This window comes from Nonomuraea aridisoli, assembly GCF_003236395.1.
Lineage (GTDB): Bacteria > Actinomycetota > Actinomycetes > Streptosporangiales > Streptosporangiaceae > Nonomuraea > Nonomuraea aridisoli.
The window spans coordinates 1-9,982 of sequence record NZ_POUD01000312.1; the positions used below are offsets into that span (position 1 = coordinate 1).

General features: G+C 64.6%; 8 protein-coding genes and 1 pseudogene. 3 read left to right on the forward strand and 6 right to left on the reverse strand.

All coding sequences use genetic code 11. The features are described 5' to 3' along the window. From C1J01_RS41655 to C1J01_RS41665, 3 genes are all read left to right on the forward strand, one after another. Positions 1 to 291: EamA family transporter (locus tag C1J01_RS41655; protein ID WP_146615916.1), on the forward strand; the 291-nt coding region annotated here is incomplete at its 5' end. A 45-nt stretch (positions 292 to 336) separates the two neighbouring features. After that, positions 337 to 1,359 (forward strand): hypothetical protein, encoded by a 1,023-nt coding sequence (locus C1J01_RS41660; protein WP_111184561.1) that lies wholly within the window; start codon positions 337 to 339, stop codon positions 1,357 to 1,359. Between the two features lie 22 nt (positions 1,360 to 1,381). Next, entirely contained in the window at positions 1,382 to 1,930 is a 549-nt protein-coding gene (locus tag C1J01_RS41665; protein WP_235855017.1) for an ASCH domain-containing protein, read from the forward strand. Positions 1,931 to 2,624: 694 nt separating this feature from the next. Here C1J01_RS41665 and C1J01_RS41670 read toward each other — a convergent pair. The 6 genes and pseudogenes from C1J01_RS41670 to C1J01_RS41700 all read right to left on the reverse strand — a co-directional run bounded on the left by C1J01_RS41670 (position 2,625) and on the right by C1J01_RS41700 (position 9,473). After that, the gene (locus C1J01_RS41670; protein WP_111184563.1) at positions 2,625 to 3,128 is read right to left on the reverse strand and encodes a GntR family transcriptional regulator; all 504 of its coding nucleotides are present in this window, start codon (positions 3,126 to 3,128) and stop codon (positions 2,625 to 2,627) included. Positions 3,129 to 3,979: 851 nt separating this feature from the next. After that, the gene (locus C1J01_RS41675) at positions 3,980 to 4,321 is read right to left on the reverse strand and encodes a VOC family protein (protein WP_111184564.1); all 342 of its coding nucleotides are present in this window, start codon (positions 4,319 to 4,321) and stop codon (positions 3,980 to 3,982) included. Between the two features lie 1,068 nt (positions 4,322 to 5,389). Beyond that, positions 5,390 to 5,860: an NUDIX hydrolase gene (locus C1J01_RS41680; RefSeq protein WP_111184565.1), complete on the reverse strand. Its 471-nt coding sequence runs from the start codon at positions 5,858 to 5,860 to the stop codon at positions 5,390 to 5,392. A gap of 994 nt (positions 5,861 to 6,854) precedes the next feature. Beyond that, positions 6,855 to 7,478, reverse strand: a complete 624-nt coding sequence (locus tag C1J01_RS41690; RefSeq protein WP_111184567.1) for a DUF6461 domain-containing protein — start codon at positions 7,476 to 7,478, stop codon at positions 6,855 to 6,857. A gap of 42 nt (positions 7,479 to 7,520) precedes the next feature. Then, positions 7,521 to 7,736 (reverse strand): annotated as a pseudogene (locus tag C1J01_RS41695) (IS5/IS1182 family transposase); the annotation flags it as partial. A gap of 1,080 nt (positions 7,737 to 8,816) precedes the next feature. After that, positions 8,817 to 9,473 (reverse strand): JAB domain-containing protein, encoded by a 657-nt coding sequence (locus tag C1J01_RS41700; protein ID WP_111184568.1) that lies wholly within the window; start codon positions 9,471 to 9,473, stop codon positions 8,817 to 8,819. Positions 9,474 to 9,982 lie beyond the last annotated feature (509 nt).

Below are 9,982 nucleotides of genomic sequence, written 5' to 3' on the forward strand. Positions count from 1 at the left end.
CTCCCGGTGACGGCCGTCCTGGCCCTCACCACCCCCGTCGCCGTCACGTTCGACGCCGTGGCAGGCTTCGCGTACGTGGCGGCGATCTCGATGTTCCTCGGCTTCTTCCCCTGGTACGCGGGCCTGGCCAGGGGCGGCATCGCCCGCGCCGGACAGACCCAGCTCACCCAGCCGCTCCTGACCCTCGTGTGGGCCTGGGTCCTGATGGGGGAGCGGTTCGGGCCCGCGACGGTGGCGGCGGCGCTGGCCGTACTCGTCTGCGTGGCCATCACCCAGCGCGCCCGTACTTGAAAGCCGTGACGCCGCCCCGCAGGATGGGAGAGGAGGTGTCACAACATGGCGGACCTCACGATCCCAGAGGGCGGTTTCTGGCCCGCGCCGGAGATCCCGCAGCCCAACATCTATCCCATGGAATGGCGCGTCGAGACAGAGAAGCTCGCCGCCATCTACGAGAAGTCCAAGCGCATGGTCTGGAACCCGGCCGACCTGCCCTGGGACGGCCTGAACCCCGACGACTTCACGCGCGAGCAGCGCCTCGGCATCATGTACTGGTTCGCGGTGCTGGCGAACTTCGACGCGTCGGGGCCGGCGGTGTTCGCCCGCGCCACGATCCACGCGTTCGAGAAGCACGAAGAGGACCCGGTACGGAAGTGCTTCTTCTCCATCACCCGTGACGAGATGAACCACGAGGAGTGCTGCCAGCGCACCATCGCCAAGCTCTGGCCGGGCGGCCCCCTCGACTGGACCCCGTCCGACGACCTCGAAGCGGCTGCCCACAACAACATCGGCTGGCTCTACCACAACGGCGGCCGCTACTGGAACGGCTACAACTCCGCCGTCGGGAAGTACACCCTGCCGGTGCTGTTCACGAGCTTCATGATGGGCGAGATGGCCGCCTCCACGCTCTTCAGGGGCATGGCGTCCGGCACCCAGCATCCGGTCTTCAGCGAGATGTTCCAGCGCATCGGCCGCGACGAGTCCCGCCACCTGCAGATCTGCATGACCATCCTGGAGAACGAGTGGCCGGGCCTCACCGACGAGACCCGCCACCTGATCACCCGCCAGCTGCGGGCCGGGTTCGTCTTCCTCAGCATGATCCTCTGGGAGCCGCCGGAGGGCTTCTGGGAGCTGCCGCCGTACTTCCTGCACAACCACCGCGTCCTCATGGACCACGCGCGCGACGCCGGCCTCGGCGTGCTGTCGTACGAGGAGCAGGCGGAGAACTGGCGGGTGGCCATGGCGCGCATCCGCGCGATCGTGGAACGGTGGGGGATCGCCTTCCCCGCCATCCCCGAGCTGGATCTTGAAGGGGTGCAGGTCGACTTCATCGATCCCGAGGACATCATCCCGGTCTTCTAGGCTTGGCACCATGTGGCCGCGTATGGATGGGCTCCGCGTTCTCGAACTCGGGACGCCTGGTGAGGTTCGCATCGAGCTGACGGAGCTGACGTTGTCGGGCGCCAAGACGGCCACGGCCGGGTTGCCGGCGCTCGACTACGACGCCGAGGGGGAGGCGGTCGAACGCGTGGGCGAGCGTCTCGTCCTCGTGGACGACTCGGGGGTGCGGGCCGGTGAGGTCGAGGTCACGCGGGTGGAGCTGGTGCCGTTCGGGGAGGTGGGCTGGGAGTTCGCTCAGGCGGAAGGGGAGGGGTACACCTCTGTGGCGCACTGGCGGGAGACGCACCGGCGGTATTGGGAGGGGCAGGGCTGCACGGTACGTGACGACACCACAGTCGTCTGCTCTGGTTCCGCCTCACGCACCTCTCGGCCTGACCCGAGGACACGTTCGTTCTCGTTCGGGCCGTGGGCGTTGTTCGTGCTGGGAGGTTGCTTGTCCTGGCTCCTGGGGGAGTTGCCTTCACTGATGAGTCTTGAGGTCCTGGACGTCCGCGCTTCAACCGGGACGTACCTGTCCGAGAGGTGCTCGTGACACGCGCTTCGTCGCGGGTGTGCTCGTCTGAGAGTGCACTTGTCCGGGTGTGGTCGTCTGGGCCCCTAGTCGTTCGGGTGTGGTCGTCTGGGGCGCGTACTGGTTCGCGTGCTCGTCTGGGACGTGTACTTGTTCGGTGTGCTCGTCCAGGACGTGCACCCATCCGGGAGCGCTCATCTGGGACGCGCCGCTTCGTAGGTGTTATGTCGTCCGAGACGTGTCGCGTCGACGCCTCAGACATCCCGTCCTCCGGGATGTCTCGCCGGTGATGCGTCACGTGAAGGCATGCTCCAAGGATCACCTCCGCGCACGTGCCCTCTCATAGGGGCCGGGCCTGGTTGCCTCCATTCGGGTCATGCTCGTCCGAAACGCGCCTAGGCAGTGGCTCGCCAAGGGGCCTTGCCAGGGGCGCTCGTTGGGCCACGTCTTCTCGTGATGTTGTGCCGTCCGAGACGTGCCTCGCCCATGCCTCAGACGCCGTCTCGTTCGGAACGTCTCGTTCGTCCGGGGCGTGTCTCGTCCACGGCGCGCTCCTCTGCGACGGATCTCGTCATACATGTCACTCGTCCGTGCCCTATTCGGCCGTGGTTGTCTGGACCATCTCGTTACGGGCTTGCCGCAGAATGTCGGCCTCTATGCGCTTGCCTGTACACGCCTTCTCTCGCTCTGAGATGAGCCTCGTCCGGAACGTGCCTCATTCGGAACGTAGGTCGTTCTGGACGTCGGACGGCCAATGCTCCCGCGGGTGCACGTAACTTCCGCGATGCGGGACGCTGTAGACCCAGCCCTGCTCCCGGAGGAGAGCGATCGCCCGGCGCACGGTCTCACGGGCGGCGCCGTATTTACGCACCAGCGCGGTCTCGCTGGGCAGCGGGTGTCGGGGCTGGAGCTCCCCGTTTTTGATCTTCTGTCGGATCTCGCCGGCGATGTACCGGTAGATCGGTGTCTGCCGCGCCGGTGGACCGGTCTGCCCGGGGGCGTTGACGAACGTTCCCTCGCCCTGCCGGGTGTGCACCAGGCCCTGGGTGCGTAGGACGTCGATCGCCCGGCGCGCGGTCGTGCGCGCGACGTTGAACTCCCGCTGGATCCCCGCCTCACTGATCACGAGGTCTCCGGGGGAAAGCTCGGCGATGATGCGCGACCTGAGGACCTCGCTGATCTGGAGATAGAGATGGGTGTCGCCCTCGCGATTCAACACATCAAAAGAATATCCAACGCCCCCGACAAAGGAAGGCCAATTAGAAACCCAGCTTTATGGGCCATTTCTCCGGGTGGGTCTCATATGCGCCCTGAGAGATTCCTCCATAGGTCCACCCCTGTTCCTCAAATGTGCAATGTACTCGCATGTGGTGACCTTTGCGACGCACCGCTGCCGCATCACGACCCTCTCACCCGGAACGGCGATATTTCGAAATGTCCGCCATTTCGGGGTGTCGGCCGAAATCCCTTTCGTCGGACCAGTGGTGCTGCAGGGGCCTGTCCGGGTAAGGACTCGCGGGCATAGGGGTGCCGGCCTTGAACGTGCGGCGATCAGTCTGATCCGTGCGAGTAGGCGACCATCTCGTAGCGGGGGACGAACTCCTCGCAATCGGTACGCCCATCCGTCAACCGGACGGATCTTTGTTGTACCGACAGACTAAGCTGGTCCGGGTCACACAGGGGAGGAAATCGGACGAAATTCTCCGAATCGACCCAGGGGGAACTTTGGCCAGCCTTGCATAGTTCGTAGGCGACCGCCTGCATTAGTCCTTCGTGGCATCCAAGATCTATGTCGAACGTCCGTGTGAAGCTTTGCTGACAATCAGATGATTGTCAGACACTCGGTCCCCAGGATCTCCGTTGTCCGATCTCCGGGGTTGTCTTGATGTGGCACCACAAGCGCTCCCCAGTCGGCATGCGCCCACCGCTGTTTCTCTCACCCAGCGCCCGAACATCCGGGCTCAGGTGCTGACATCGGCTACCGGCCCGTGAACGCGGTGATCAAGCTCCACATGCGAGGTGAGCGGGGCTCAGCTCACGTGGTGACGAACGTGGTGGTTCCAGTACGGCTCACAACGGAGCGCCGCCGAACCCGATCTCGTTCCCGTCTGGATCGCGGTAGATGGCCTTGCGAACGCCGTTGGAGTACGTCTCCCGCTCCGCGGGTTCGATTCCCCGCTCGGTGATCTCTGCCACGAGCTCATCGAAGTCGTCCACGAAGATCGTGTGGAGGGCGTGGCCGGCTCGTTCGGGAAGCTGCTCGATGAACAAGGATCGATGTTCCGCGAGTTCCCACACGGCCTCTGTGTCGCTTGCCACGAACGTCGGCGGGGACCCCAGCAGCCGTTCGTACCACTTCAGGGCTGCCGCATAGTCGGTGACCGGGATGCCTGCGTACAAGTCGAGGGGCATGCCGCAACCCTAGAACATCGTCCAGATCTGTGCGCTGCAATCCCATTCGTCAGCCGGCTGAGCGAATCGTCCATGAAGGAGTGTGCGGTCGCCGTTGCCGTTCCGCTGGGGTGAGCGGGGAGACGTCCGGTGTCGCCGCTTCCATGCGATCGAACGCAAGGCATACAAGGTGCTCTATCTGCATCTGCCGTCGGACGCGGAGACGGCCACCGCGTTAGCCCTTCTACAGCAACGATTCATGAGCGAAGGAGAATAGCGGTGGCCGCAGGAACTAGTGTGCCGCCTGTCCTCTGATCGCCGCAGCGGATGCATCATGTTGGGCGGACATTGTTTTCTCACTTACGAGTGAGGTTCGGCCGCGTCGCTTACTTTTCTCATCATGCAGTAGGTCAAGACGGAGTAAAGCATTGGGATCTGCTTTTACGCCGATAACTGTGGTACCCCGTGGACCCGTTTCTTACCTAGGACTGACTGACACAGTCTGATCGTCTAGCGCTCGTCAGCACGTCCGCCCACCCGAGGTGGGCCGGAAGAGTTACTGGCCTTGTACACGCCGTTCATTGATTTTCAACCTGGCCTGTAACTCACGACAAAACGTCCAGGCGCGGGCCGAACCCGCGGCCAGGCTCGTGTGGGTATCCCTGCGCCATCCGGGGCAATCCGCGATGTGACCGCAGCCCAGGCGATGGGCCTCGTCCACGCTTGTCGCGCAATCCGAAGTTGGCAGACCGCGTCCACTTCCGTATTCGGGCCGTCGTTGACCGGACCGTGGCCACTCTGGGAGGTGCTGGCCCGTCCCGCTACCGCCGTCACCGCGCAACCCGGGATGGTCGGGACGATCCTCGTCCTGTATGTGTTGAAGGCGGCCGCATGCCGCTCTGAATCGAACTGCAGAAGCGGACCCCTCCCAGTCGCACGCCTGCCTGCGCGCCCTGGCGAACGAACGAACGCCCGCTCACGAACCAGCTCATCCCACGAAAGCCCTGGTGCAGCCCAGCGAGGCCAGCCGCCCATGAAAGTCCATCGCCGTCCCGCAAAATTACGGGAGCGCCAGACGGTGAACCGGCCTCAGTGCTGGATCAAACCGCCGACAGGGACGGGATCGACATGCCCGGTCGCCGGAAGAGTCTGTGCCAAAGCAAGGCCGACATCGACCAACGATGATCGGCGCAGGCGCGCAACGTCGGGAATGGGAGTCCAGACCGACTCGGCGGTTTCACCGTTCGGCTCAGGCCGGAGTTGGCCACCAGTGATGCTGACCCGGTAGAAGATGCCGACGTTCTGATGCTCGGGCAGGCCGGGCAAGCGGTCGGCCGCGGGGATCACCCTCGAATCCACGCCGAGCAAGCGTTCAACGATTCCCTCACAACCGGTCTCCTCAGCAACCTCCCGGATGACTGCGTCGAATGGATCCTCCCCGTGCTCGACCTTTCCGCCCGGAAGAGTCCAGTGCCGCTCGCCCCTCGGCCCCACGTAGTGGGCAAGAAGCACCCGTCCGTCCTCGATGCACACGGCGTACGCCGCCAGTCGGAAGCTCACCGCCGCAAGCTATCCCAACGCCTCAGACCCGCACATTTCGTTTTGACCCTGGGTTGGACCGCTCTCTCACCGGAAGCCTTCCTCCTGCCCAGCGAAGCGCCATGCCGGTTCCAGTCAGCCACGCCGTCTCACCACCGCGGTTCCAAACCACGTACGTCCCGTACGGGCACGCTCGTTTATGGAGGCCACGTGTTCCCGCACGGTCGCGCCTGCCCAAGTGGCTATGCCGGTCGAAGGGCCGCCCTGGGGCACGCATGTCCAAGGGCCGTCCGTCCCAGACGGTCCCGCCAGTCCCGATTGGTCACGCTAGTCCCACCGGGCCAGCAGTTTCGCGGCGGTGCTGGTCCCAAGCGGCCATCGTCGATGACGCGCCCACCTTCCTGTCCCACCGAGTCCGCTTCATGAGGAGCTTGACCTCCGCGACAAACATCAGGGCTGCACCTGCCGGATGTGGTGCTAGACGGGATTCACAGCCGTGACCGGAGTGATCCAGATGGGTGCGGTGGAAGACAGAAGCCACGGCTTCCCGATCGGCCTCCCTTCTTCGAAGGTGCCTGACCGTGCAGGTCCACGACTGCCTCCGGTGGTTGTTCCTGACCCGATCCGCGATGTGTACGACCGCTCGTTCACATGAAGCCGAGGAAGCCGGCCGGATCCGCGTCGCCGGCGGAGCCCCGCCGGGTGCCCGTCCCCGTCACGACGGCCGGGCAGTGGGCGGCCATGCGGCCGGACAAGTTCCGGCCCTCGGACGGGAGTGCGCGGTGGGGGACCCCGTCGCAGTAATTCATGGGCACAGAGCCGGTCGCCCGCATGTGCAACGCGCATCATGCGAATTCGGTCTACCGGGCGTTGAAGCCGTCCCAAGCAGCCACGGCTGGTTGGAATGGTTGGCCGAGGTTTTTCCTGATGGCTTGGTACGGCAGGCCGACGGAGAACAGTGCCCCAGCGGAGCCTGCAGGAGCGTGCAGCCAACCCGTGGACGGTGGGGTTCTGCTCACCTCGACCTGCGAACGCCTCCGCCCAGGTAGGTGGACTCCTCCAGTAGCTGCGGCGTCATCGTGATCCCGGTGAGCCGCTCGGCCAAGAGGAACGCCGGCCCTTCGTGGGGGTCGACCATCGGGTAGACAGGGGAGTCGATTCGCTCCAGGATCTCTGCGACTTCGTCCGGCATCTCCTCTGAGTAGCTTTCATCGTGCGGGAACTCGAGCTGGATCTTCCCGTCCTTGATCCGGTGGGAATAGCCTTCCTGGTGCACGAACTCGAACCGGATCTTTCCGTCGTCGATCCAGTGGAAGTAGTCCATGCCGTCGACATCGAGGTAGAAGTGGGAGACGAGACGAGTGCCCGCTGACAACGGCATAATGATCTCTTCGGTGACGCCGAGCCCGCCGTAGGCCTCGACGAGGAGTACCCAGTCTCCAATGGCGACGGTGCCGAAGGTTTGCCCCCGGATCAGCTCATCAAGCGTCATGCGAAAGCAGTCTTCAACCCGGACGCCGAGCCGGGTCACCAGTTCCTCAGGTGTCAGGCCGCGGACGTAGGTGAAGCAGTAGGCATTCGCCAGGCCGGGGAAGCGCTCGCGGGAGAACCAGGCATAGTCTTCAGGAGTCGCGATCATCCCGCCATGCTCGCAGCACCCACCGACACAATGAGAGCCATCTCATCCTGAGTAACGGCCTTGTTCCACGAGCTGCAGCACAAGCATCTCCTGCACGAGCGCGGTCGCCCGCGGCGGGCAACAGCGCAGCCGGGTCAGCACCTTCCAGCCCTTCAAGGTCGCGACGGAACGCTCACCGATGGCCCGGCTCCGGGCGTGGGCCTGGTTGTCCCGCTGCCCGCGGGACAACCAGGGCCGATGGCGATGCTGCTTGAATGGCATGGACCAAGTGTGTCTTCGCATCTGGGCAGAGCAGCTGATCGGCGGGTGGTTGGCCTCGCCATCATGCTTACGGCGGGCCACCGGCGGGGCGCGTACGTTTGCCACGGGCGCGTGTTCGCTACGACGGATCTGGCGCCTCTGGCTCCGATCCGCAATCCCTGGCCCTTTTGCAGGCCGAAGTGATCGCGGCGAGGATCTGCGGCCCGCGATCGTCGAAACGTCCAGCGATCGCTCACGCGCTCCTCGAAACCGAGTTGGCCGGCCAAGGCGCGTCAGGTTTCTCCCGCCCGCCCGCACCGCCCCGGACAGGTGTCGCGCCCTCGCCCCCACAAGCGAGCCGGCTGTGCCAAGGCGATCGCGGCCTTACAGAGCTACAACTTCCCCATAGCTTGAGCCGGTTCGCTGGAGATGCCGGCCTGGGAGGCGTTGCCTTCGTCGGGAGGCGGTGATGCCGACGCGGAGCATCGGCAGCGATCTTGCTCTGCAAGTGCCGGGTGAGGCACGGGTGACGGCCATCGCGGGTCTCCTGAAAATCGCAGTTCAGGAAACCATGGTCGCGATGGCCGTTCACCACTGTGTGCCGCCCGAACCGCCGGCCACTGGAGGGGATTGGCCGGTGACTCCGACTTCCTGCAACGGCGCCCTATGGAGGGTTTCGGGCGCCGCTCTGTCTCCGAACGGGGGTTGCAGCCCGTCCGGTGACAGGATGAGGTGGGGTGTCCGGCTCGCACTTTTGTCGCCGCATGTACGAGCCGGACACTTTGACAGCTGCATTTCTGCGGCCGTCGCTGACCACCTTGCATCTTCGCGTTGATCCCAGAGCGACGCGCCAACCCAAATCCCTCAATATGAGGAAATTGGATCGCCCTGGATTCAGCGCGAATCCGCGGACGTGATCCAGGCCTCCAGGAAAGGCACGTGAATACACCGTCACGGGTCATGGCCGGCTGACGTTCCTAGCGGCCTGCCCGCGCCATTAGGTTCTCATGGCCGTCTCTTGGAAAACTGCCGTTCGGAGCTATACATACGATCATGGCCTTTGCCGGTGGTGGGTTCATCATCCGTGGTGGATTTGATTTAGGTGGGAATCCTCCTCCAGGCGCCATCCGTGATGATCACGTGGTCGACGAACCGAAGCCCGACCGTCTCCGCGGCCTCAGCGAGCAGCATCGTGGCCTCGAGGTCTTCCGGGCTCGGCTCCAGCGACCCGCCGGGATGGTTGTGGGCCAGGCCGAACACCGCCCCTCCTGAGGTGAGCACCTCGGTGATGACCTGTCGTATCGGCATGGCCGTTTGATCGCTGCTGCCCTCGGTCACCACCGTGCGCTTGAGCACCCGTCCGCCGGTGTCGCACACCACCAGGACGAGGCGCTCGTGTGCCCGGTGACGCAGCAGCGGGGCGCACACGTGAGCCAGATCAGAGGTGCTTGTGATCCGTTCTCGCTCGGGGCCTTCCTGTGCTCGGCGTACGAGATGGAAAGCCGCGGTCACGCGGGCAGCCTTGGCCGGCCCGATGCCGCGCAGCGCCAGTAACCGGTGCGGGTCGGAACGGCTCAGCGCATCGAGATCTCCGCAGTGTTCGATCACCTGGCTGGCCAGATCAAGCGCGCTCGCCCCGCGGAACCCCGATCCGAGCAGCACGGCCAGAAGCTCACGATCCGCCAGCGCGGCGGCGCCGCTGGACATGAGCCGTTCGCGCGGCCGGTCACTCTTGGACAGGTCTTTAACTCGCATCGACAACCTCCGCACCTGTTCTATCAACGGCCACCGACAATCTCTGACCTGCGCATTTGCGACGAATTAGTCAGACCTTCCAAGGTGGTCCGCGGACTGGCGATTACCATTCGTGACAAAGCTGGAGATGTCGCTCACGGGCGGCCTCCCCGTGAATAACGCGGTCCATCAACGGATGTCGCGGACGTTATTCGTTGGGCGGGCAGCATCACAAAGCACAGAAGTCGCTCACCAGAGGCAAGGAGGCTCGCAGCCCCCGGGTTGTTCCCTTGAGGCGCAGCTTTGTCACAGATTTTCCGGATATAGCAAGCCGCTGGAGATCGGCTCAGTACGGGGTTGATACATCGGGCGGCACGATCTTCCCGCGCCGAGCTGAGTCGCATGCCGAGTGAGGTAGGGACAGAACGACGATCGTTGGGTTGTGCGACGGCGTCCGTTGTGCCATCCGTTGTGCGGTACGTGTCGCCGCTGGGAGGGCGGGGTGAGTTGGGCGGCGCTCGGGAGGGAGG